Source organism: Caulobacter sp. (assembly GCF_017744445.1).
In the GTDB taxonomy this organism is placed as follows: domain Bacteria; phylum Pseudomonadota; class Alphaproteobacteria; order Caulobacterales; family Caulobacteraceae; genus Caulobacter.
Window position 1 is genome coordinate 1 of the sequence record NZ_JAGIBH010000007.1, and the last position, 23,226, is coordinate 23,226.

Sequence of the window (23,226 nt, forward strand, 5' to 3'; positions counted from 1 at the left end):
CACCGGCGCCAAGGTCGACATCAACGACGAGGGCACCGTGAAGGTCTCGGCCTCGGACGGCGCCAAGATCAAGGCCGCGATCGATTGGATCAAGTCGATCACCGACGAAGCTGAAGTGGGCAAGATCTACGACGGCAAGGTCGTGAAGGTCGTCGACTTCGGCGCCTTCGTGAACTTCTTCGGCGCCAAGGACGGCCTCGTCCACGTCAGCCAGATCAGCAACGAACGCGTCGCCAAGCCGTCGGACGTGCTGAAGGAAGGCCAGATCGTCAAGGTGAAGCTCCTGGGCTTCGACGATCGCGGCAAGACCAAGCTGTCGATGAAGGTCGTCGATCAAGAGACCGGCGAAGACCTGTCCAAGAAGACCGAAATCGCTCCGGAAGACGCCGTCACGACCTGAGGTCTGACGCTCTCCTAGCGAGATGACGTAGCGAGCGGGCGGTTCCGAAAGGGACCGCCCGTTTTGCGTTTGGGGTTGCTCTTGTTCTCTGTATGTTCCATCCTGGGTTGCGGAATGGAGGCGAGCCATGGCTGATCAGGTCGTGCAGTGCGGCGCTTGCCGGGTCGACGTCCGCGTGGTGCATGGGGACGGCGGAGATGTCGTGAGGTGCCCCGCCTGCTCCCGCACCGCGCCCAAGGCCGAGGCGATCCAGATGGCCCGCAGCGCCCTGATCGACGTGGTCATGCGCGACCTTCCCGAGGACTTGCGCCAGGTGGTCCGAAACAACGCGGCGCTGGGGTACAGGGCGTCCGACCGCTACGACTGGGTGTTGCGGTAGATTATCGAAACGATGAGTTTCGATCATTTCCATATCCGCGCCAATCTGTCGCGGGCACAGTCTCGTCATCAAACGGCGGTAACGGCCTGATGGGGGCCTAGCCAAGCGAGGGATGACGGACATGAGCAGCGGTTTCTTCACCACCAACGACGGCGTGAACATCTTCTTCAAGGACTGGGGTCCCAAGGACGCCCAGCCGATCGTCTTCCACCATGGCTGGCCCCTGTCGTCGGACGACTGGGACGCCCAGATGATGTTCTTCGCCCTGAAGGGCTTCCGCGTCATCGCCCATGACCGCCGCGGCCACGGCCGGTCGGACCAGACCGATGCCGGCAACGAGATGGACACCTACGCCGCCGACGTGATCGCGCTGGCCAAGCATCTGGACCTCAAAAACGCCGTCCACATCGGCCACTCCACCGGCGGCGGCGAAGTCGCCCGCTACGTGGCCCGCAGCGAACCGGGCCGGGTCGCCAAGGCGGTGCTGGTTGGCGCGGTGCCGCCGATCATGCTGAAGACCGACGCCAATCCGGGCGGCCTGCCCAAGGAAGTGTTCGACGGCTTCCGCGCCGCCCTGCTGGCCAACCGCGCCCAGTTCTTCCACGACGTGGCCGCCGGTCCGTTCTACGGCTTCAACCGCGAGGGCGCGAAGGTCTCGCCGGCCACGGTCGAGAACTGGTGGCGCCAGGGCATGGCCGGCGGCGCCAAGGCCCACTACGACTGCATCACCGCCTTCTCGGAGACCGACTTCACCGAGGATCTGAAGGCCATCGACGTCCCGGTGCTGATCCTGCACGGCGAGGACGACCAGATCGTGCCGATCGACGACAGCGCCCGCCTGGCCATCAAGCTGGTCAAGAACGGCAAGCTGATCACCTATCCGGGCTTCCCGCACGGCATGGCGACCACGGAAGCCGAGACGATCAACAAGGACCTGCTGGCCTTCATCGAGGGCTAGGATTTCATCCCTCTCCCCTTGCGGGAGAGGGTGGCCACCGAAGGTGGTCGGGTGAGGGGTTGCGCGGCCTGTCCGGCGCGACCCCTCATCCGTCGCTTTCAGCGACACCTTCTCCCGTAAGGGGAGAAGGGGATCAGCCTTTCGGCGTGACCTTCACGACGGCCGCGTCCGGCGCGCCGTTGCCGCCGCGGCAGGCGGCCCACTTGTACTTGATGTCCATGCAGACCCAGACCTCGGTCAGGCGGCCGTCCTTGACGCGGACGTTCAGGCCCTCGGGCCGGACGCCGCGATTGCGCGTGAGGAAGGCCTTGCGGATCTCGCCGGCGGTCATGACCTGGTCGGCGCCGGCATCCAGGTCCGGCACGTTCAGCTTCTCGCGGATCTTGCGGGCCTTCTTGAAATAGGCCTCGGGGCTAGCCCAGTTGCACGTGCCGTGCGCCTGCCACTCGTGCTGCAGCAGCCAGGGCGAGGGGGTCATGCAGAGGTTGGCCTTCACCGTCGCCGGGCTCATCGGCGGGCTCGGCTTGCAATAGCGCGGATGGACCTTGTCGGGGCCGTTGGGCCACAGGCCATGCACCGTGAAGCCGAAGCTGTTGGTCTGGCACTGGATCTTCTTGTCCGACTCCGGGATGCCGGCGCGGCAGGCCTCGGGCGACCAGAAGAGCGCCAGCAGATAGGCCGCGATCGGCACGTCGGGATGGATTTCGTCGGCCGGCGGGATCTCGGCCGGGGCCGGGGTGACGGCCGGCGGGATCGCGCATGCCTTCAGGCTGGAGGCCTGGGCGCCGCTCGCCAGGGCGACGAGGGCGAGAGCGGTGGCGAGGGCGGTCTTCATGTCTGACTCCGGACTACCGGCCGGATAGACCCCCGCGCCACCGCCTCGTCAAGACAAGGTCTAGCGACGCGCCTCGGTGGCCATGCGCACGGCCAGGCCGCCCAACACGGTGGCCATCAGCCAGCGCTGGATCAGGGCGAAGCTGGGGCGCGTGGCCAGGAAGGTCGCGATCGAGCCGGCCATGAAGCAGATGATCCCGTTGACGCTCAGCGAGACGGCGATCTGGCTCAGGCCCAGCACCAGCGACTGGGTGAAGACCCCACCGTGCTCGGGCTTGATGAACTGCGGCAGCAGCGACAGGTACAGCATGGCCGCCTTGGGGTTCAGGATGTTGGTCACGAACCCCATGGTGATCAGCTTGGCGGGGCTGTCCTTGGGCAGCTCGCGCACCTGGAACGGCGAGGCGCCGCCCGGCTTGATCGCCTGCCAGGCCAACCAGGCCAGGTACAGCGCGCCGCCGAACCGCAGCACGTCATAGGCGATCGGCGCGGCCATCAAGAGGGCGGTGATGCCCAGCGCCGCGCACAGCAGATAGACGATGAACCCGGCCGCCGTGCCGATCAGCGACACGATCCCGGCCCAGCGGCCCTGACAGATTGAGCGGCTGACCAGATAGAGCATGTTCGGACCCGGGGTGAGGGCCATGCCCAGGCAGACGAGGGTGAAGGCGATCCAAGTCTTGGCGTCGGGCATGGGCGGGCTCCGTGGGGGTGGCGGAGCTTTAGCATGTTGAACGCATCGATGGGGACGGGGATTGGACACCCTCTCTTATGGAGAGAGGGAGGGGCCCGCGCCGTAGGCGTGGGAGGGTGAGAGGATAGGCGAAGCCCCGTCCAGGTTCGCGCATCTCGCTGGTTTTTCAGGACTATTCGGTGAGCGGCGTAACCTCTCACCCTCCCATGCTGCGCATGGGCCCCTCCCTCTCTCTATGAGAGAGGGTGATGTGAGGAATGAGCGCTCAGCCCAACTTATCCCCGGCTCCAAAACCTGCCGTATTCTCTACCCACCTCGTCGCGAGGAAAGGGCGCGTGGCCAGCGACCGAACGTGGCGGCGGGGTGTGGTCGAGCGGTGGAGGTCCGAGGGGGATACTCGGACGGTCCGGGGACCTGGTTCGCTGCCAGGCCCGCCCGCCGTTGGCGTGGTTGGGGGAAAGGGCTCGTCCCTCCCTGATCACCGGGCTTTTCCGGAAACGGAAGCGCCCGGATCCCGGTAAGGCCTGAATAGGGCCACCTTCCCGGGACGCTGGCGAACAACGATCGCGCGGAGCGTCGGGCTTCGTCGAAACGGTACTTCTCCACCTTGCTCCGGACGCTGTCCGGCGCTCCGCATCCCTTTCCACCCGCCCTTCGCAGCCCTCCGGCGCGAGGCGAAAGCCCCGTGCGTGGGCGCCTTCCGCAATAAAGCGTCGCTTTTCGGACACATCCCGCGCAATTGCGAACTATTATCATTGCGACAGCTTCGCAACGTCGATAAGAACGCCTCGCAATTTCAGGAGGGGCCTGCTCAACACGCGCCCCCGGGGATAGGATCAAAGATGCGTAAGCTGAACTCTTCCGGCGTTGTGAGCCGGCCCCGTCGCGCCCTGGGCGCCGTCGCCGTCGCTGGCCTGGCTGGCCTGGGCCTGGCGCAGACCGCCTCTGCCGCCGACATCGACGCGCCGGTCGCGACCGCCGCCGCGGCCGCCACGGCCCCGGCCGCCGACAGCACCGAAGTCTCGGGCGTCAAGATCGACGCCAAGCGCACCGCCGACCCCTCGTCGAGCAAGTTCACCGCGCCGCTGCTGGACACCCCGCGTTCGATCACGGTGATTTCGTCGCAGATCATCGAGCAGACCGCCGCCACCTCGCTGCAGGACATCCTGCGCACCTCGCCGGGCATCACCTTCGGCGCCGGGGAGGGTGGTCAGCCTTTGGCCGACCGGCCGTTCATCCGCGGCCAGAGCTCGGGCAACAACATCTTCGTCGACGGCGTCCGCGACACCGGCGGCCAGACCCGCGAAGTCTTCAACCTGGAACAGGTCGAGGTCATCAAGGGTCCGGACTCGGTCTATAGCGGCCGCGGTTCGGGCGGCGGCAGCATCAACATGTCGTCCAAGAGTCCCAAGACCACCAGCTTCCTGGCCGGTTCGGCCGCCGCCGGCACCGACAGCTACTATCGCGTCACCGCCGACGGCAACTACGCCTTCGCCAAGAACGCCGCGTTCCGCCTGAACCTGATGGCCACCGGCGGCGACACGCCCGGCCGCGACACCGTCGACTTCAAGCGCTGGGGCTTTGCCCCGTCGGTCGCCGTCGGCATCGACACCGACACCCAGGCGACCCTGAGCTACTATCACCTGGATACCGACCAGGACCCGGACTACGGCATCCCGCTGGCCAGCAAGCGCACCTGGGGCGTGGCCGGCACCGACAGCCGCACCCGTCCGGCCAGCGGCATCCTGGACGTCGATCGTTCGGCCTATTACGGCCTGGACCGCGACTTCATGAAGACCAAGGCCGACATCGCCACCTTCGCCGTCCGTCACGAGATCAACGACAACCTCGCGATCCGCCAGGTCTTCCGCTACGGCAAGACCCTGAACGACTACTTCGTCACCAACCCCGGCGACGGCGGCGCGGCCCAGTTCGTGGCCGGCGAATGGTGGATGCTGCGCGGGACCAAGTCGCGCTGGAACGAGGCCACCAGCACGGCCTTCACCACCGACATCACCGGCAACTTCATGGCGGGCTCGTTCAAGAACCGCTTCAACGTCGGCATCGAGCTGTCGCGTGAAGTCAACGACAACACGACCTACACCTTCTTCACCACCAGCGGCTCGGCCTGCCCGACCGGCTTCACCGGCGCCACGGTCGGCTGCACGCGTCTGTACGCGCCCAACCCCAGCGACGCCTGGACCGGCGTGATGAACCGCGGTCCGCTGTCGACCTCGAAGACCCGCAACGGCTCGATCTACGCCTTCGACACGATCGACCTGACCGAGAAGCTGCTGCTGAACGTCGGTGTCCGCTACGACGACTATTCGACCCAAGGCGTCAACGCCACGGCGACCACGGCCAACGGCGTCGTCACCGGCGTGACCTATACGACCCTGCCCAAGGGTGGCTGGGACTTCGTCAACTATCAGGTCGGCCTGAACTACAAGCCGACGGCGTCCAGCAGCCTGTACGTCTCGTACGCCACGTCCTCGACCCCGCCGAACATCGCCGGCGGCGACCAGAACACCGCGGCCACGCCGGCCCAGGTCGTCCTGGATCCGGAAGACACCACCAGCATCGAGGCCGGCGCCAAGGCCAACGTGTTCGGCGAAAAGCTGGCCCTGTCGGCCGCCGTCTTCCGCACCGAGCGCAAGAACGCCCAGATCGCCCTGAGCGCCACGGAAGTGGCCCAGGCCGGTGAAGTCCGCGTCCAGGGCGTCGAGATCGGCGTCTCGGGCTACGTGACCCGCGCCTGGCAGGTCTTCGGCGGCTACACCTACATGGACAGCGAGCTGGTGAAGGGTCCCTACACCAGCGTCAATATCGGCGACCCGCTGGCCAATACGCCCAAGAACACCTTCAGCCTGTTCACGACCTATCGCGTGATCCCGGCCCTGTCGGTGGGCGGCGGCGTCTACTACGTGTCCAAGAGCTTCGGCGGCAACCAGGGCGGCGCCGGCGGCGGGACCAACAAGGTCTTCGCGCCCTCGTACACTCGCCTGGACGCCTTCGCCTCGTACAAGATCAACGACAAGATGAACCTGCAGCTGAACGTCCAGAACCTGACGGACAAGCAGTACATCCTGCGCACCAACGGCGTGCACCACGCCGACCCGGCGCCGGGCCGTCAGGCGATGCTGAGCCTTGCCGTGAAGTACTAGCCCTCCCCCTACTGGAGCTTCACGACCGCGCCCCGCTCGATCGGACATCGAGCGGGGCGCTCTATTTTTCCGGTCTGATCCGGGTCAAAGAAGGCAGACCTTGCCCGGGCTAAGTCCGGGCCAAGGAAAAGGAGCCGCCCGCATGATGCTGCAGATCCCGCAGGTGCTGACCAAGGCCCAGGTGGCCGAGCACCGGGCGATCCTGGACGCGGGTCCCTGGGTCGACGGCAACCTGACCTCGGGCCACCAGGCCGCGCGGGCCAAGACCAACGAGCAGCTGCCGCAGGACAGCGAGGCGGCCCGCACCGTCGGCGCGGCGATCCTGCAGGCGCTGGAGGCCAATCCGCTGTTCGTCTCGGCCGCCCTGCCGCAGGTCATCCTGCCGCCGATGTTCAACCGCTATGGCGAGGGCATGGGCTTCAAGGACCATGTCGACAACGCCATCCGCCGCGATCCGTTGACCGGCCAGCGCCTGCGCACCGACCTGTCGGCGACGCTCTTCCTGGCCGAGCCCGAGGACTATGACGGCGGCGAGCTGGTCGTGAACGACCTCTATGGCGACCACGTCGTCAAGCTGGAGGCCGGCGACATGATCCTCTATCCCAGCTCCAGCCTGCACCACGTGACCCCGGTGACCCGGGGGCGGCGCACGGCCAGCTTCTTCTGGATCCAGAGCCTGATCCGCGACGACGCCAAGCGCACGATCCTCCTGGAGATGGACGTGGCCATCCAACGCCTGGCCCGCCAGGTCGAGGCCGACGACCAGGGGATCCTGTCGCTGACCGGCGTCTATCACAATCTGCTCAGGCAATGGGCGGAGGTCTGACGCCAAAGTACCCGTTCACGGAACATCGCTCTGCGTTTGGAACCATAAGTTTACGGTTGCGCTCCACGATCCGCCCAACCTCGCGGAGACCGGATGTCCACGGCGTCGAGCAATGCTGCGAATCCCAGCGCCCCCACGCCGTTCGGCGAGGAAGAGGCGGCGCGCTGGTTTTTCGACAACGCCAGCGATCTTTTCACGATCGTCTCGGCCGAGGGCCGCTTCGTCACCGTCAACGCCGCCTGGACCGCCCTGACCGGCTGGACCACCGAAGAGACGATCGGCCAGCCGACGATCAAGTTCGTGCATCCCGACAGCCAGCCCGAGCTGCTCGACATCGGCGACCGCATGCGCCGGACCGGCGCGACGACCACAGACCTGCAGGTGCGCTGTAAGGACGGCCGCTGGATCTGGCTGCGGGGGCGAGGACGGCTGGGGCCCAACGGCGAACTCGTGGGCATGCTGCACGACGTCTCGGCCGAGATCGAAAACCGCGCCGAACTGGAGGCGGCTCGCCACACCCAGCAGCTGCTGGCCGAGGCCGCCGGCATCGGCGTCTGGACCTATGAGCCCGACGGCGAGCGCATCGATTGGTCGCCCGACACCCTGGCCCTGCTGGGCCTGAAGCCGTCAGACGTCGACACCACCGGAAAGTTCCTGGCTCGCCTGGCCGAGGACCAGCGCGAGGCGGTGCACGACGTCTTCCGCCGCGCCGTGGCGACGGGCGAGGGCGGGGCGATCGAATTCCGGCTGCGCGGCGACGACGGTCGCTGGCAGACCTTCCGCAGCACCTATCGCGCTGAAGCGGGGGCGGGGCCGCCGTTCGCGCTGAACGGCGTCACCCAGAACATCACCGACGTGGCCCGCAGCCGCGACAAGGCCATCTGGAGCGAGCGCCGGGCCCGCCGCCTGGTCGAGGACGCGCCGTTCGCCGTGGCCGTCTACGACCTGGACATGCGTTTGCGGCTGGTCAGCCCGCGCTTTCTGGAAATCTTCCGCTCGACCGAGGCTCAGGTCATCGGCAAGACCCTGACCGAACTGACCCATGGCGGCCGCAAGCGCTTCGTGGCCGGGGTGACCCGGGCGCTGTCGGGCGAGGTCGTCGCCCGCCGCGAAGACCGCCTGGACGACGCCGACGGCGTCGAGCGCACCTTCCGCTGGGAGGCGCGACCTTGGCGCAACGAGTCTGGGGAAGTCGTCGGCGTCATCACCTACATGGACGACGTCACCGCGCTGGTGGCGGCGCGGCGTGAGGCGCGGATCAATGCCCGCCGGCTGAAGGTCGCGCTGGGCGCGGCGCGGGCCGGGGTCTACGAGATCGATCACGAGGCCCAAGGCTTCTGGGGCTCGCCCGAGTTCCACCGCATGATGGGCCGCCGCGTCGCCTACGAGGACGTCCGGGAAGCGGTCTGGCCCATGATCCATCCCGAGGATCGTGAGCAGCTTTACGCCGCCGCGGCCGAGTGGCGGCGCACCGGCGCCTGGGGCTCGCAGGAATACGACGTGCGGCTGCTGAGCCCGACGGGCGAGTCGCGCTGGGTGCGAGTCTTCCACGAAGTGCGCCGCGACGCCGACGGCCGGGCCCGCAAGGCCTTCGGCCTGGCCCTGGACATCGACGAGAGGAAAAAGGCCGAGCTGGCTCTGGTCGCCGCCGAGCGCGCCGCCCAGGCGGCCAATGAGGCCAAGGCCCAGTTCCTGGCCAACATGTCCCATGAGATCCGCACGCCGATGAACGGGGTGCTGGGCGTCATGCACGTGCTCAAGCGCGAACTGCCGCCGGGCGACAGCGCCGAACTCCTCGGAGAGGCCTTGGCCGCTGGCCAGATGCTGTCGACCCTGCTGGACGATGTCATCGACATCTCGCGCATCGAGGCCGGGCGCCTGGACCTGCACCACGAGGCGGTCGACCCGGGCGAGCTGGTGCGCGGCGTCGCCCGCCTGCTGGCCGGCCAGGCCTCGCACAAGGGCCTGCGACTGGAGCTGGACATCGCGCCGGACCTGGGCTGGATCAAGACCGACCCGACCCGCGTGCGCCAGGCGCTGTTCAACCTGATCGGCAACGCCGTGAAGTTCACCTTGCGCGGTTCGGTGACCGTGCGGACTCGCAAGGCTGAAGGGCAGCTGGTCTTCGACGTCATCGACACCGGCGTCGGCGTGCCGCTGGAGGCGCAAGCGCATCTCTTCGAACGCTTCCAGCAGGCCGACGCCAGCACCACCCGCCGCTTCGGCGGCTCGGGCCTGGGCCTGGCCATCACCCGCAAGCTGGCCCAGATGCTGGGCGGCGAGGTCTCGTTCAGCTCGGTCCCGGGCGAGGGCTCGACCTTCACCCTGGCCATCGCCGCCCACGCGGTCGCCGCGCCGGAGGCCGTCGGCGCCTATGACGACGACCTGCTTGCGGGGCTGAAGGTGCTGGTCGTCGAGGACAATCCGACCAACCAGCTGGTCGCCCGCCGGATCCTGCAGCAGCTGGGCGCCGACGTCAGCGTCGCCGACGACGGCGCCTCGGGCGTCGAGGCGGTTCGCGACGGGGCCTTCGACCTGGTCCTGATGGACGTGCAGATGCCGGGCATGGACGGGCTGGAGGCGACCCGTCGCATCCGCGCCCTGGCGGGTCCCGCCGCCCGTGTGCCGATCATCGCTCTCACCGCCAATGTCATGGCCCACCAGCGGGCCGCGTACCGCGCCGCCGGCATGAACGGCGTCGCCGCCAAGCCGATTGCGCCGGCCGCCCTGGTCGGCGAGATCGTCCGCCTGTCGCAGGCGGGGCCCGACGAACAAGGGGCTGTCGCCTAACCCCGTTCCCCGAAGCGTGGAACCACGCTAAGCAGGGCCAAAGAACGGGGGAAATTCGGAATGGCCGGCGGAAGTCAGCAAGGCGCCTCGATGCGCACGGTGGTCGCGGCTTCGTCGGCCGGCACAGCCTTCGAGTGGTACGACTTCTTCATCTTCGGCAGCCTGGCCCAGGTCATTTCCAAGACCTTCTTCACCGGCCTGCCGGATGCGGCCGGCTATATCGCGGCGCTCGCTCTCTTTGGCGTCGGCTTTGCCTTCCGGCCGCTGGGGGCGCTGGTCTTCGGTAAGATCGGCGACCAGGCCGGCCGCAAGGGCGCGTTCCTGGCCACCGTCCTGCTGATGGGCGGCGCCACCTTCGCCATCGCCTTCCTGCCGACCTACCAGCAGGCCGGCATCATCTCGCCGATCCTGCTGATCGTCCTGCGCTGCGTCCAAGGCTTTGCCTTGGGCGGCGAGTACGGCGGGGCGGCGATCTATGTCGCGGAGCACTCGCCGCCGGACCAGCGCGGCCGGTCGACCTCGTGGGTGCAGACCTCGGCCGCCTTCGGCCTGTTCGGCGCGCTGATGGTCATCCTGATCACCCGCGCCGCCGTCGGCATCGAGGCTTTCGACGCCTGGGGCTGGCGCATCCCGTTCGCCGTCTCGATCGGCCTGCTGGGCGTCTCGGTCTGGATGCGCATGAAGCTGACCGAAAGCCCCGCCTTCGCGGCCATGAAGGAAGAGGGCAACGCCTCCAAAGCCCCCTATGCCGAGGCGTTCGGCCAGTGGAAGAACCTGAAGCTGGTGATCCTGGCCTTCCTCTCGATGATGTGCGCCCAGGGCGCGGTCTGGTACACCAGCTTCTTCTACGTCCAGACCTTCATGGAGAAGTTCCTGAAGGTCGACCCGGTCACCATCAACGAACTGATGATGACGGCCACGGCGGTCAGCGCCGTGTTCTACGTCGTCTTCGGCTGGCTGTCGGACAAGGTCGGCCGCAAGCCGGTGATGCTGGGCGGCATGACCTTGGCGCTGCTCTTCTACTTCCCCGGCTTCCACCTGCTGGAAAAGGCCGCCAACCCGGCCTTGGCCGAGGCTTCGGCGAAAGCGCCCGTCGTCGTCGTGGCCGATCCCGCCGATTGCTCGCTGCAGTTCGACCCCGTCGGCAAGGCCGCGTTCGTGACCTCGTGCGACATCGTCAAGGGCGCGCTGGCCAATGCCGGGGTCTCCTACACCAACGAAAAGGCCCAGGCCGGAACCACGGCGGTCATGAAGGTCGGCGGCGTCGAGGTCGTCTCCCAAAGCGCGAAGGGCCTGGCCAAGGCTGAGACCAAGGCGGTGAAGACCGGGGTCGAGAAGCAGATCAAGGCCGCCCTGGCCAAGGCCGGCTATCCCGCCAAGGCCGATCCGGCCCGGATGAACAAGCCGCTGATCCTGGGTGTGCTGTTCGTCTTCGTGATCGCCGCCACGGCGCTGTTCGGCCCATTGGCTGCCTGCCTGGTCGAGCTGTTCCCGACCCGGGTCCGCTACACGGCTCTGTCGCTGCCCTATCACATCGGCACCGGCTGGGTCGGCGGCTTCGTGCCGTTCTTCGCCTTCGCCATCGTCACCGCGGTCGGCGATATCTATGCCGGCCTCTGGTACCCGGTTGTCTTCACCCTGATCAGCGTGCTGGTCACGGCGTTCCTGCTGCCGGAGACGAAGGGCAGGCCGCTCAACTAGCTGGCGGCCGGCACCACCTCGACGGCGACCTCGGCCTGGGTCAGGGCGTGGATCAGGGCCGGGTCGACGGCATGGGTGATCAGCCGGACGATCTGGCGGCCTTCGCGGGCCAGCTGGATCAGGTGCTCGGCATTGGCCTCCGCTGCGTCCATCCGCTCGACGTCGCGGCGGGCCATCTTCACGACCTCGGGATCAGCGTCGGCTTCCAGCACCAGCACGTCGGCCGCGCCGAGAGCCCGGGAAGCGCGCAGCGTCAGCAGGTCCACAGGGCCCTTGCCGGCGATGAAGCGCACGGTCCCCTTGCGGGCCGAGCCCTTGGCCAGGGCCTCGCGGAACAGCTGGCCGGCCTTGTCCATGTCGCCGGCGCGGGCGGCGGCGGCGGCCTCGCCCAGCACGGCGTCGCGCAGGAAGGCCCGGCGCTCGTGCAGGGCCGGCAGGGTCCCACGCACCTCGCCCTGGAACTTCTGCAGCAGGGCGGCGACGCGGCCCATGCCCTCCGGGACCTGGGCCTCGATGTCGTTGCGCAGCATGGTCGCCAGCACCGGGGCCGAGCCGCCGGTGCCGACAGCCGCCACCACCTCGCCGCGGTCGATCACGGCCGGGGTGTTGAAGTCGCACAGCGCCGGCCGGTCGACGACATTGACCAGCACCCGCGCCGCCCGCGCCGCGCTGGCGGCGGCCTGGACGAACACCTCGTCGGGACTGGCCACGAAGGCCAGGATCGCGCCGGAATAGGATCCCGGCAGATAGGCGTCGTGACCCTCGAGCCGCACCAGGGTGGCGGGCGAGCCGTCGAACAGCCGGGCCTTGGCCTCGGCCGCTTCGCCAACGCCGGCGATCACCACCTTGCGGCCGGCCAGGGGGAAGTAGGCGGGAAAGGAATCCAACGCGGGACCTCGACTTACTGCGAACGGCAATCGGCGTAAGGGCCGCCGGGGAAACCCTTGAGCATGGCGTCGGCGCCCTTGCTCCAGAGCTCGGCGTCGTCAGCGGTGTAGCGGGCGCCGGACGCCGAGCGGGCCAGCTTCAGGGTCTTGGTGACGCCGCCGGCGGTGACCACGACCTTCTTGCCGTGCAGGGCGTACGAACTGGTGAACCGCTTGCCGCCCTTGCAGCTGTAGCGGATCGGCGCATCGGTCGAGTCCATCGGGGCGACGGTGGCGCAGCCGGCCAAGGTCACGGACAGGATGGCGAGAGAAACGAGGACGCGGCGCAAGACGAAAGCCTCCGGGCGGTTACGATGCCGAGCATAGCGGGCCTTCGCAGGTGCGGCAGCGATTTTCAGCCGCCAGGCGTTTGCTGCCCAACGGCGCCGCTCAAATTCTCTCTGGCCAAGCCCGGTGTGAACGGTGTTAGGTTTCGACCAGGGCGCGGGGCGTCCTTCTTTCGTTGGAGGCGAAGACGCATGGCCGTGACGCTCGACATCAACGGTAAGCCCACATCCGTACAGGCCTCGCCCGACACCCCTCTGCTGTGGGTGCTGCGCGACGAGCTCGGGATGACGGGCACCAAGTTCGGTTGCGGCATGGCCCAGTGCGGGGCCTGCACCGTGCATCTGGACGGCCAGGCGATTCGCTCGTGCGTGACGCCGATCGAGGCGGTCGGGGCGGCCAAGATCACCACCATCGAAGGGCTGGGCGGCCAGCATCCGGTGCAGCAGGCCTGGGTGCGCCATGACGTGCCGCAGTGCGGCTACTGCCAGTCGGGTCAGATCATGTCGGCCTGCGCCCTGCTGGCCCAGAAAGCCAAGCCCAGCGACGAGGACATCGACAACGCCATGGCCGGCAACATCTGTCGCTGCGGCGCCTATCAGCGGATCCGCGCGGCGATCAAGGACGCGGCCGACACCGGTCCGCCCCTGGGCGAGCCGCATGCCGACATCGACGAGGCCATCGTCGCCGGCTCCGGCGCCACCCATCGTGGAGCCGGCCGATGAACGCGCCCTTCAAGCCCATTGAAGGCCCCAGCCGCCGCGACGTCGTCGTCGCCTCGGCCCTGGTCGGCGGTTCGCTGCTGGTCGGCTGCTCGCCGGCCGACATCATGAGCGCCGGCTCCAAGGTCGAGGTCGGCGCCTTCGGACCCTTCATCAAGATCGCGCCGGACGGCGTGGTGACGGTGATCTCCAAGCACGTCGAGTTCGGCCAGGGCAATCACGCGGGCCTGGCCGCCATCGTCGCCGAGGAGCTGGACGCCGACTGGACCAAGGTCCAGGTCGAGCAGGCCCCGGCCAACGCCAAACTCTACGCCAACGGCGCCCTGGGCGCGCAGCTGACCGGCGGCTCGTCGGCGATCTCCAACTCGTGGGAGCAGCTGCGCAAGGCCGGGGCCGGCGCGCGGGCCATGTTCGTCCAGGCCGCCGCCAACAAGTGGAACGTCCCGGTCGGCGAGATCACGGTCAAGGACAGCGTCGGCACCCATACCTCGGGCAAGACCGCGACGTTCGGCGACCTGCTGGCCGACGCCGCCAAGGTCCCGGCCCCGACCGACGTCAAGCTGAAGGACCCCAAGACCTTCACCCTGATCGGCACCGACCGGGTGCGCCGCAAGGACGCCCAGGTCAAGAGCGACGGCACGGCCCGCTACACCCAGGACGTCCGCCTGCCCGACATGCTGACGGCGGTGGTCGCCCACGCCCCGCGCTTTGGCGCCAAGGTCAAAAGCTTCGACGCCGCCGAGGCCAAGAAGGTCGCCGGCGTGGTCGACGTGTTCGAGATCCCGACCGGGATCGCCGTCGTCGCCCAGACCACCTTCGCCGCCCGCATGGGCCGCGAGGCGCTGAAGCTGGAGTGGGACGAGGAAAAGGCCGAGAAGCGCGGCTCGGCGGCCATCGCCCAGCTGTTCAACGACGTCGCTGCCGGCAAGAACACCGACACCAAGTGGGAGCCCTTCGACCAGCGCGGCGACGCGACGGCGCTGAACTCCGCGAAAGGCGCGAACGTCTTCGAGACGACCTACGAGTTCCCCTATCTGGCTCATGCGACCATGGAGCCGATGAACTGCGTGGCCTCGGTCGACGGCAACAAGGTGAAGATGGTCTTCGGCTCGCAGGGGCAGACCCTGGATCAGCTGGCGGCCGCCAAGATCGTCGGCTGCCTGCCGGGCTCGGTCGAGATCGAGACGATCTTCGCCGGCGGCTCGTTCGGCCGTCGCGCCAACTTTCAGTCGGACTATGTCGCCGAGTGCGTCCACATCGCCAAGAAGGTCGGCAAGGGCCGGCCGGTGAAGCTGGTCTGGACCCGCGAGGATGACATGCAGGCCGGCTATTTCCGGCCGCTGACCGTCCATGCCGTGAAGGTCCAGCTGGACAAGGATGGCTATCCCGCCGCCTGGCGTCACCGGATCGTCAGCCAGTCGATCATGAAGGGCTCGCCCATGCCGGCGGGCAAGGGTCCCGACCAGACCGCGATCGAGGGGACGGCGGGCTCGCCTTACCTGAAGGCCACGCCCGTGGTCGACGCCCAGGTGGCCCTGCCCGACGTCGGCGTGCCGGTGCTGTGGTGGCGCTCGGTGGGCGCGACCCACACCGCCTTCGTCATGGAACATACGATCGACCAGCTGGCCGCCAAGGCCGGCAAGGATCCGGTCGAGTATCGCCGAGCGCTCTACACGAAGGCTGGCGCGGACAGGCACCTGGCCGCCCTGAACCTGGCCGTCGAGAAGGCTGGGCCCAAGGCGGCGGACGGCTGGACGCGCGGCGTGGCGGTGCATGAGAGCTTCGGCTCGGTCGTGGCTCAGGTCGCCGAGGTCAAGGTCGAGAACGGAGCCCCGCGCGTCGGCCGCGTGGTCACCGCCATCGACTGCGGCGTCGCCGTCTCGCCCGACCAGATCGCGGCGCAGATGGAAGGCGGGACTTGCTATGGCCTGTCGGGCTTCATGTTCGGCGAGGTTACCCTGACCGACGGCAAGGTCGATCAGACCAACTTCGATCGCTACCGCGTGCTGCGGATCAACGAGGCGCCGACGGTCGAGACCAACATCGTGCCGTCCGGCAATCCGCCCAGTGGGGTAGGCGAGCCGGGCACGCCGGTGATCGGTCCGGCCGTGGCCAACGCCCTGCTGGTTCTGAACAAGACTCCCACCAAGCGCCTGCCGTTCGTGCGCTCGGAAAACTGATTGTTTCAATTTACCCGTTCTGCTCGCTAGACGGGAGCGCGGCGGCCGATCATGTTGGCGCGCATGGTGGATCGCGTCAGTACCGCTTTCGAGAAGCTTACCCCCCGCGAGCGGGAGATCCTCCGACTCATCGCGGCGCATCTCCAATCCAAGGAGATCGCGCGGGCGCTCGGCCTGTCACCCAAGACCGTCGAGATGCACGTGCTCAGCGCGCGCCGCCGACTGTCGGGCATGAGCCGCCGCGACGCCGCCCTCGCCTTCGTGGCGTGGGAAGGCGGCGACCCCGGTAGCGACTACCGTAAGCAGCCAGACGATCTGGCAGCGCTTCCAGATACGCCGCCTTCTGATCGCGAGATCGGAAACATCCATGGGCGCAAAACATCAACAATATCTGACGTTCGGCCGAGCCCCGCTCAAGGGTCAGGCAGTTGGTCGGCCGCTCTGCGGGACCTCGTCGCCGGTCCGGATGGCGACGTTCCTGCCGGGACGTCGACGGCGCGTCGGGACTGGCGGCATGAGCTGACCAATCTCCAGTGGCTGGGGCTGGTGCTCGGGATCACGGTCCTGATCGCTGTCTCGCTCGCTGTCATCGCGATCAGCGTCCACGAGTTCATCCTGGCGATCCAGCGCATCACCCATCGCTGATCGCCCTCGGGGCCGATCCCATCATCATCGTAGCGTTCATCAACGAGCGGCGTGAGCCGCGCGACGGAATCCCTTTGCATGAAAAGAGCATGCGCTACATCGTCGGAAAGGGGTGCGACCGCGCGTCCTGATCCGCGCTACGTAACGGGCACGCCGTGGCTCGTATCGAGGTTCGATGTTCCCCGAGTACCTGTTTCCCTACGTCGTCTACCTCATTTCCCTTGTGGTCTTCGGTATGGCGTTCTGGAAGGGCGACCGACCGCTGAAGCTGGTGGCTCTGACGCTTCTCGTCGGCTGGACGCTCACGCCGATCGTCAATCGGGGCGACAGGTACATCCTGAACTACCCGATCACGACCATCGATACGAACTGCGCGCTGATCCTCGTCTGGATCTCATTGCGGTGGCGACGGGTCTGGTGCGCCGTCCTGGCGGCCCTGACGATCTTGATCGTAATCGTTCCGCTGGTGCACGTCTTCGACCACGACATCCATCTGTACAATCGCTACGCGGCCAACAACATCCTGTCCAATCTCCAGCTGGTCGTCATCGCCATGGCGACCAGGCGCGTCATCCGCGACCGGAGACGGGCCGATGAAGGCGCTGTTCGACCCTGATCTCGACGTCATCGCCGACGAGGAGGATGTCGCCGAGTTCCGGCGCGGGCTGGATGCCGTGAGCGAGGACCATCGTCGCATCCTCATGATCCTGGTGCCACGGCTGGTGGCGCTGCAGGAACGCGGCGATTCCGCAGGCGCGCTGCGATTGATCGCCGAGATCAAACGCATCGTGGTCCAGGGTGAGGTCGCCCCGCACTGAGTGAGCCCGCCGTCGCGCTTGGACACGCGACGTGTCGCGTGCCAAGTAGCCGTGTGCTTGTCGGGATCCGGGCTTGGCCAATCTGTTTTACATCGGGCTGGTCCCGTACGGGCTCTATCTTCTCGCCATGGCGATCTGCGTGCTGGCGGTCTGGAAAGGCGACCGGCCGCTGCGGCTGGCGGCCGCCATTCTGTTTGTAAGCTGGATGCTGTCCGCCCTTCCGAGGGGGCGGGACATGAACGGCATGAACTATCCGATCACCGTCATCGACGCCACGTGCTGCGTGGCGTTCGTCTGGATCTCGGTACGGTGGCGCAAGATATGGTGCGCCGTGCTTGCCGCCCTCATGATCATCGAGACCAGCATTCCGTTCGTCACTTTCTTCAGTGGCGATATTCGTCGGTACAATCAGATCGCTTCCCACAACATCGTGACCGTCATGCCTCTGGCGGTGCTGGTCGTCGCGATCTGGCTGGCGGTCAGAGATCGAAAACGCATCGACGCGGCGGTGCCGCCAGTCTGACCCCTAGGGGCGACCTTCGACGGCGCGAGCGAGGTCCTCGGGGCGATCCACGTCGAGATGGATGCCCGGATCCTCGACGGGAATCCGCGCCAAACGAGCGCCCGCGGTCTCCAGCAGGACGCGGGCGCCTTCGTCTCCGGAGAGGGCGCGCAGGGCGGGAAACCACGAGGCGCCGAACAACACCGGATGACCGCGCCGGCCCAGATAGGTCGGGGCGACGATGTCGTGCGGGCCGGTCAGGGCGCGAGCCAGGGTCGTGACGGTGGCCGGATCGATGCGGGGCATGTCGCCGAGGAGCACGAACACCCCGGCCGCGTCGTCGGGCAAGGCGCGGGCGGCGGCGCGCAGCGAGGCGCCCATGCCTTCGGCGGCGTCCTCGACGGGGACGATGGTCAGGCGGTCGCTGGCCGCCAGCCGCTCGGCGGTGGCCTTGACCACCTTGCGTACGGCGTCGCTGGCCACGGCGACGTGGACCCGCCGGACAGGCGACAGGAAGGCGGTCAGCAGGGCGCCGGCGATCAGGGGCGCGCCGTCCAGCCGGGCCAGCAGCTTGGCGCCGCCGAAACGGGCGCTGGCCCCCGCCGCCAGCACGATCGCTTCCAGCGACGTCGTATCCCTTTCCGTCATCGGTCTCAGCGCCTATTCTTAGAGACGGATATGACGCCTTATGACGATAGCCCCGCGCAAGCGGTTCATGCCGCTCCCCGTCTGATCGACGGGTTTGGGCGCGCCGTCACCTATCTGCGCGTCTCGGTCACCGACCGTTGCGACCTGCGCTGCCTCTACTGCATGTCCGAGCACATGACCTTCCTGCCGAAGGCGCAGGTGCTGACCCTGGAGGAGCTGGACCGCCTGGCCTCGACCTTCGTCGGCCTGGGCGTGCGCAAGCTGCGGCTGACCGGCGGCGAGCCGCTGGTGCGCAAGGGTTTCATGGATCTGGTCGCCGGCCTGTCGCGCCACCTGCGCTCGGGCGCGCTGGACGAGCTGACCCTGACCACCAACGGCACCCAGCTGGAGCGCTACGCCGCCGACCTGGCCCGTCATGGCGTGCGGCGGATCAACGTCTCGCTGGATACGCTCAAGCCCGATCTCTTCCGCAAGCTGACGCGGGGCGGCGACCTGACCCGGGTCATCGCCGGGATCGACGCGGCCTTGGCCGCAGGGATCGCCGTGAAGATCAACGCCGTGGCGCTGAAGGCCGACAACGCCGCCGAGCTGCCCGACCTGATCCAGTGGGCCCACGCCCGTGGATGCGACATGACCCTGATCGAGACGATGCCGATGGGCGAGGTCGACCAGGATCGCACCGACCAATATCTGTCGCTGCAGGACGTCCGCCGCGACCTGTCGTCGTTCTGGACGCTGGAGGACATCCACCACGCCACCGGTGGGCCTGCGCGCTATGTTCGGGTGGCCGAGACCGGCGGGCGGCTGGGCCTGATCACCCCGCTCAGCAACCACTTCTGCGACACCTGCAACCGGGTGCGGCTGACCTGCACCGGCACCCTGCACACCTGCCTGGGCCGCGACGACGCCAGCGACCTGCGGGCGGTGATCCGGGGCGGGGCCAACGACGCGCAGTTGCGCGAGGCGATCTTCGCGGCGATTGGGTCCAAGCCCAAGGGCCACGACTTCCAGATCGCCCACCCGGCCGTCGCGCGCCACATGTCGACGACCGGCGGGTAAGATGGCTCGCGTGCTTCTTTTCGGACGCTTGGCCGACCAGGCCGGCTGGCGTGACCGCGTGGTCGAGGCGGGCGACCTCTCGGCCTTGCGCGAAATCCTGTCGGCCGAGCTGGGCGACGCCCTGACCGCGCCCGGCGTCCAGGTCGCCGTGGACAAGGCCATCGTGCGAGGCGAGGCTGTCCTGACCGCCGCGACCGAGGTCGCCTTCCTGCCGCCGATGAGCGGCGGATGATCGTTACGCTCACGGACCAGCCGTTCGAGCCCGGCGCCCTCGTCACCGCCTTCTGCGCCGGCCGCGAGGAGACGGGCGCGGTGGCCACCTTCGTGGGTTTGGCCCGCGCCGAGAAAGGACAGGCGGCGGCATTGGAGCTGGAGGCCTATCCAGGCTTCACCGATGCGGCGATCGGCGAGATCGCGGCGCAGGCCATCGAACGCTTCAAGCTGCAGGACGTCCATATCGTCCACCGTACCGGCCGCATCGCGCCGGGCGAGGCGATCGTCTTCGTGGCCACCGCCGCCGGCCATCGCCGCGAGGCCTTCGAGGCCTGCGACTTCCTGATGGACTATCTGAAGAGCCGCGCGCCCTTCTGGAAGAAGGAGCACGGCCCGGACGGCGCGCGCTGGATCGAGCCGACGGACCGCGATAGGACCGACGCGCAACGCTGGGACTAGGAGATACGGGAATGTCGGAAGGCCTGAAGCCGGGCGGCGGGATCAAGGCGGAGCTGCCGTTCAAGCCGGTGCGCATCGCCGTCCTGACCGTGTCGGACACCCGCGACGAAAGCACCGACACCTCGGGCCAGATCCTGATCGACCGCGTCCGCGACGCCGGCCACGAATTCGCCGGCCGCGCCGTGATCCGTGACGACATCGAAGCCATCCGCGCCCAGGTCCGCGAGTGGGTCGACAGCAAAAGCGTCGACGCCATCATCAGCACCGGCGGCACCGGGCTGACCGGTCGTGACGTCACGGTCCAGGCGCTGGAGCCCCTGTTCGACAAGAAGATCGACGGCTTCTCGGTGATCTTCCACCTGGTCAGCTACGCCACGGTCGGCCTCTCGACCCTGCAGTCGCGGGCCACGGCCGGCCTGATCGACGGCGTCTTCGTCTTCTGCCTGCCGGGCAGCAATGGCGCGGTGAAGGACGGCTGGGACAAGGTCATCGCCGCCCAACTCGACAGCCGCCACAAGCCCTGCAACATGGTCGAACTCATGCCGAGACTGCTCGAGCAATGAGCAAGCTGACCCACATCGACGACCAGGGCCGCGCCCGTATGGTCGACGTCTCCGACAAGCCGGCGACGGCGCGCGAAGCGGTGGCGACAGGCTTCGTGCGGATGAGCGCCGAGACCCTGGCGCTGGCGGTGTCCGGCTCGGGCCGCAAGGGCGACGTCCGGGCGGTGGCCGAACTAGCCGGCGTCATGGCCGCCAAGCAAACATCAAACCTCATCCCGCTGTGCCACCCGCTGGCCTTGTCGAAGGTGGTGGTCGAAGTCGAGCCGGCCGAGGGCGGCCTCGCCGTCACGGCGCGGGTCAAGACCACCGGCCCGACCGGCGTCGAGATGGAGGCCCTGACGGCCGCCTCGATCGCCTGCCTGACGATCTACGACATGCTGAAAGCCGCCGAGAAGGGCATGGTCATCGAAGCCGTGCGCCTGCTGGAAAAGACGGGTGGGAAGTCGGGGGATTGGAAGGCGGACTAGGCTCAGGCCTAACCCTATCTCCGTCTCCCCGGCGAAAGCCGGGGCCCAGATTCAGCCTGTGCGGTTGCGGATGACCCGAGATGCGCCCTGCCAAGCTGACGGGCGTTCGTGGGTTCGACCTGGGCCCCGGCTTTCGCCGGGGAGACGGGTTAGATTAAGCCGCGCGGCGCTGGCCACCATCCTGCGCGATCCGCAGCTCGCCCATGCGCTGGGCCAGGCGCGTAGCCTCCTGAGCCAAGGCGTGTGACGCGGCGGTAGTTTCCTCGACCATGGCGGCGTTGCGCTGGGTGACCTGGTCCATCTGGTTCATGGTCGTATTGACCTCGGCCAGGCCGCGGGCCTGCTCCTGGGTCGAGGCGGCCATCTCGCCGACCAGGCCGTCGATCTGGTCGACCTCGTCGGCGATGGCGCGCAAGGCTTCGCCCGCTTTACCGACATATTCCACGCCCTGGCCGACCTCGGCCGTGCTGGCGCTGATCAGGGTCTTGATCTCCTTGGCGGCCTCGGCGGAGCGCTGGGCCAGGGCGCGGACTTCCTGGGCGACGACCGCGAAGCCGCGACCGGCCTCACCGGCGCGGGCGGCTTCGACGCCAGCGTTCAGGGCCAGCAGATTGGTCTGGAAGGCGATCTCGTCGATGACGCCGATGATCTGGCCGATCTGTTCGGAGGACTTCTCGATGGCGCCCATGGCCTCGACGGCCTGGCTGACGATCGAGCCCGAGGCGTCGGCGGCGGTGCGGGCGCGTTCGACCACCTTGCGGGCGCGGCTGGCGCCTTCGGCGGTCAGGCGCACGGTGCTGGTGATCTCGTCCAGGGCGGCGACGGCTTCTTCCAGGCTGGCGGCCTGGCGCTCGGTGCGGCCCGACAGGTCGTCGGCGGCGGCGGTGATCTCGGCGGTGCCGCCATGGATCGCGGTGACCGCGCCCAGCGAGGCGGCGATGACGCTCGACAGCTTCTCCACGGCGACGTTGAAGTCGACGCGCAGCTTCTCATAGCCGGCCGGGAAAGGACGCTCCAGGCGGTGGCTCAGGTCGCCGCGCGACATGTGCTGCAGCGCCTCGGCCAGGCTCTCGACGACCGCCTTCTGGGTGGCTTCAGCCTCGTTGCGGCGTTGCTCGGCCTGCTGGCGCTCGATCTCCAGCGCGTCGCGCACGTCGGCGGCCTCCAGCTCCTTGCGACGAGCCTCGACGGTGTCGTGGAAGGTCTGCAGGGCGTCGGTCATCTGGCCGATCTCGTCGTTGCTGGTCTTCTTGGGCAGCACCACCGACAGGTCGCCAGCCGACAGGCGGCGCAGGGCGTGGGTGATGGCGACCAGCGGCGAGACCAGGCCGCGCTTGGCGGCGACCATCAGGGCGACGGCGAACAGGCCGGCGGCGACCAGCAGGGCGCCCATCACCACTTGGCCCAACAGGCTCATCGACTTGGCGGCTTTGGAGTCGCGGACGGCGGCGGCTTCGATCTTGGTCGAGGCCTCTTCCATCTTGCCTTCCAGGACCGAGAACTGCTGGGCGAAGCCGGGCAGCTTGGCGCGGGCGCCGGGGATGTCGGTATCGGCGCTGCCAACGATCTCGCCGGCGGCGGCGATGTAGGCGGCGAGCGGGGCCTCGACCTCGGACAGGGCGGCCTTGACCGCCGGGTCCTGGGCCAGCTTGGCGCTCTCGGCGATGTCGGTCTTGAAGGCCTCGGTGTGTTCAGCGAGGTCGGCGCGGACCGCTTTCAGGTCGACGCCCAGGGCCGGATCGGAGGACATGATCCCGCCCATGACGTCGGCGCGCAGCGCGTCGTGCATCATGTCGGCATGCATGTGCAGGCGCAGGATCTTGGCGGAGGCTTCCGACCGCGTCAGCGCGCTATCCAGGCTCATAGCCACCCACAGGCCCGTGCCGGCCGTGGCCGCGCACAAGAGCGCCGCACCGGCGGCCGCACCCATGACCTTCTGACCCAAGGACGCCATGTCGATCTCTCCCTGCGGACGGTCCGCAAAATCGGGAGC

The 23,226-nt window shown here is 68.1% G+C and carries 24 protein-coding genes and 1 pseudogene; 18 read left to right on the top strand and 7 right to left on the bottom strand.

Features of this window, described 5'->3' with window-relative positions; all coding sequences use genetic code 11:
* From J7528_RS11935 to J7528_RS11945, 3 genes are all read left to right on the top strand, one after another.
* A partial coding sequence (locus tag J7528_RS11935) for a S1 RNA-binding domain-containing protein (RefSeq protein ID WP_291874444.1) occupies positions 1-400 on the top strand: 400 nt, incomplete at its 5' end.
* 127 nt (positions 401-527) lie between these two features.
* Positions 528-779 carry a hypothetical protein gene (locus J7528_RS11940; protein ID WP_291874446.1) on the top strand — a complete coding sequence of 84 codons (252 nt, stop codon included), beginning with the start codon at positions 528-530 and terminating at the stop codon, positions 777-779.
* Positions 780-900: 121 nt separating this feature from the next.
* Entirely contained in the window at positions 901-1,737 is an 837-nt protein-coding gene (locus J7528_RS11945; RefSeq protein WP_291874449.1) for an alpha/beta hydrolase, read from the top strand.
* A 4-nt stretch (positions 1,738-1,741) separates the two neighbouring features.
* On the opposite strand, the pseudogene J7528_RS11950 reads toward J7528_RS11945, so the two are convergent.
* From J7528_RS11950 to J7528_RS11960, 3 genes and pseudogenes are all read right to left on the bottom strand, one after another.
* Positions 1,742-1,875 (bottom strand): annotated as a pseudogene (locus J7528_RS11950) (hypothetical protein); the annotation flags it as partial.
* Positions 1,871-2,572, bottom strand: coding sequence for a ribonuclease T (locus J7528_RS11955; protein ID WP_291874450.1), 702 nt, complete (start codon positions 2,570-2,572; stop codon positions 1,871-1,873). The pseudogene J7528_RS11950 and the gene J7528_RS11955, both read right to left, overlap by 5 nt.
* A 60-nt stretch (positions 2,573-2,632) precedes the next feature.
* The gene (locus J7528_RS11960; protein ID WP_291874452.1) at positions 2,633-3,265 is read right to left on the bottom strand and encodes a LysE family translocator; all 633 of its coding nucleotides are present in this window, start codon (positions 3,263-3,265) and stop codon (positions 2,633-2,635) included.
* Between the two features lie 842 nt (positions 3,266-4,107).
* Here J7528_RS11960 and J7528_RS11965 point away from each other — a divergent pair.
* The 4 genes from J7528_RS11965 to J7528_RS11980 all read left to right on the top strand — a co-directional run bounded on the left by J7528_RS11965 (position 4,108) and on the right by J7528_RS11980 (position 11,746).
* Positions 4,108-6,429, top strand: a complete 2,322-nt coding sequence (locus tag J7528_RS11965; protein WP_291874454.1) for a TonB-dependent siderophore receptor — start codon at positions 4,108-4,110, stop codon at positions 6,427-6,429.
* 142 nt (positions 6,430-6,571) lie between these two features.
* Entirely contained in the window at positions 6,572-7,255 is a 684-nt protein-coding gene (locus J7528_RS11970) for a Fe2+-dependent dioxygenase (protein ID WP_291874456.1), read from the top strand.
* 93 nt (positions 7,256-7,348) lie between these two features.
* Positions 7,349-10,045 carry a PAS domain S-box protein gene (locus J7528_RS11975; RefSeq protein ID WP_291874458.1) on the top strand — a complete coding sequence of 899 codons (2,697 nt, stop codon included), beginning with the start codon at positions 7,349-7,351 and terminating at the stop codon, positions 10,043-10,045.
* Positions 10,046-10,105: 60 nt separating this feature from the next.
* Positions 10,106-11,746, top strand: a complete 1,641-nt coding sequence (locus J7528_RS11980; RefSeq protein WP_291874460.1) for an MFS transporter — start codon at positions 10,106-10,108, stop codon at positions 11,744-11,746.
* Here J7528_RS11980 and J7528_RS11985 read toward each other — a convergent pair.
* Both J7528_RS11985 and J7528_RS11990 read right to left on the bottom strand, forming a co-directional pair.
* Positions 11,743-12,633, bottom strand: coding sequence for an NAD(P)-dependent oxidoreductase (locus tag J7528_RS11985; protein ID WP_291874462.1), 891 nt, complete (start codon positions 12,631-12,633; stop codon positions 11,743-11,745). The two genes, J7528_RS11980 and J7528_RS11985, sit on opposite strands and share 4 nt — an antisense overlap.
* A 14-nt stretch (positions 12,634-12,647) precedes the next feature.
* Complete coding sequence (locus tag J7528_RS11990) at positions 12,648-13,025, bottom strand: MliC family protein (protein WP_291874912.1); 378 nt, start codon at positions 13,023-13,025, stop codon at positions 12,648-12,650.
* 126 nt (positions 13,026-13,151) lie between these two features.
* Here J7528_RS11990 and J7528_RS11995 point away from each other — a divergent pair, with 126 nt between their 5' ends.
* The 6 genes from J7528_RS11995 (at position 13,152) to J7528_RS12020 (ending at position 17,845) form a co-directional block, all read left to right on the top strand.
* A complete protein-coding gene (locus J7528_RS11995) occupies positions 13,152-13,682 on the top strand; it encodes a (2Fe-2S)-binding protein (RefSeq protein ID WP_291874464.1) in 531 nt (176 codons plus the stop codon).
* Positions 13,679-15,859 (top strand): xanthine dehydrogenase family protein molybdopterin-binding subunit, encoded by a 2,181-nt coding sequence (locus J7528_RS12000; RefSeq protein WP_291874465.1) that lies wholly within the window; start codon positions 13,679-13,681, stop codon positions 15,857-15,859. The genes J7528_RS11995 and J7528_RS12000 overlap by 4 nt, the downstream gene beginning before the upstream one ends.
* Positions 15,860-15,910: 51 nt before the next feature.
* Complete coding sequence (locus J7528_RS12005) at positions 15,911-16,504, top strand: helix-turn-helix transcriptional regulator (protein WP_291874467.1); 594 nt, start codon at positions 15,911-15,913, stop codon at positions 16,502-16,504.
* 175 nt (positions 16,505-16,679) lie between these two features.
* The gene (locus J7528_RS12010; RefSeq protein WP_291874469.1) at positions 16,680-17,120 is read left to right on the top strand and encodes a hypothetical protein; all 441 of its coding nucleotides are present in this window, start codon (positions 16,680-16,682) and stop codon (positions 17,118-17,120) included.
* Positions 17,098-17,322, top strand: coding sequence for a hypothetical protein (locus tag J7528_RS12015; protein ID WP_291874472.1), 225 nt, complete (start codon positions 17,098-17,100; stop codon positions 17,320-17,322). The genes J7528_RS12010 and J7528_RS12015 overlap by 23 nt, the downstream gene beginning before the upstream one ends.
* A gap of 73 nt (positions 17,323-17,395) precedes the next feature.
* Positions 17,396-17,845, top strand: a complete 450-nt coding sequence (locus J7528_RS12020; RefSeq protein WP_291874475.1) for a hypothetical protein — start codon at positions 17,396-17,398, stop codon at positions 17,843-17,845.
* A gap of 3 nt (positions 17,846-17,848) precedes the next feature.
* Here J7528_RS12020 and J7528_RS12025 read toward each other — a convergent pair whose 3' ends face one another.
* On the bottom strand, positions 17,849-18,472 hold the full coding sequence (locus J7528_RS12025) for a nucleotidyltransferase family protein (protein WP_291874477.1): 624 nt from the start codon (positions 18,470-18,472) through the stop codon (positions 17,849-17,851).
* A 30-nt stretch (positions 18,473-18,502) separates the two neighbouring features.
* On the opposite strand from J7528_RS12025, the gene moaA reads away from it, so the two are divergent.
* Genes moaA through moaC form a run of 5 tightly spaced genes read left to right on the top strand, consistent with a single transcriptional unit; the run spans position 18,503 to position 21,233 of the window.
* Positions 18,503-19,531, top strand: coding sequence for a GTP 3',8-cyclase MoaA (moaA, locus tag J7528_RS12030; protein ID WP_291874479.1), 1,029 nt, complete (start codon positions 18,503-18,505; stop codon positions 19,529-19,531).
* Between the two features lies 1 nt (position 19,532).
* The gene (locus J7528_RS12035) at positions 19,533-19,763 is read left to right on the top strand and encodes a MoaD/ThiS family protein (RefSeq protein WP_291874482.1); all 231 of its coding nucleotides are present in this window, start codon (positions 19,533-19,535) and stop codon (positions 19,761-19,763) included.
* Complete coding sequence (locus J7528_RS12040; RefSeq protein ID WP_291874485.1) at positions 19,760-20,203, top strand: molybdenum cofactor biosynthesis protein MoaE; 444 nt, start codon at positions 19,760-19,762, stop codon at positions 20,201-20,203. Before J7528_RS12035 ends, J7528_RS12040 begins: the two co-directional genes overlap by 4 nt.
* A gap of 11 nt (positions 20,204-20,214) precedes the next feature.
* On the top strand, positions 20,215-20,766 hold the full coding sequence (moaB, locus tag J7528_RS12045; RefSeq protein WP_291874487.1) for a molybdenum cofactor biosynthesis protein B: 552 nt from the start codon (positions 20,215-20,217) through the stop codon (positions 20,764-20,766).
* Positions 20,763-21,233: a cyclic pyranopterin monophosphate synthase MoaC gene (gene moaC / locus J7528_RS12050; protein WP_291874489.1), complete on the top strand. Its 471-nt coding sequence runs from the start codon at positions 20,763-20,765 to the stop codon at positions 21,231-21,233. The genes moaB and moaC overlap by 4 nt, the downstream gene beginning before the upstream one ends.
* Before the next feature lie 154 nt (positions 21,234-21,387).
* On the opposite strand, the gene J7528_RS12055 is transcribed toward moaC, so the two are convergent.
* The gene (locus tag J7528_RS12055; RefSeq protein WP_291874491.1) at positions 21,388-23,187 is read right to left on the bottom strand and encodes a methyl-accepting chemotaxis protein; all 1,800 of its coding nucleotides are present in this window, start codon (positions 23,185-23,187) and stop codon (positions 21,388-21,390) included.
* Positions 23,188-23,226 lie beyond the last annotated feature (39 nt).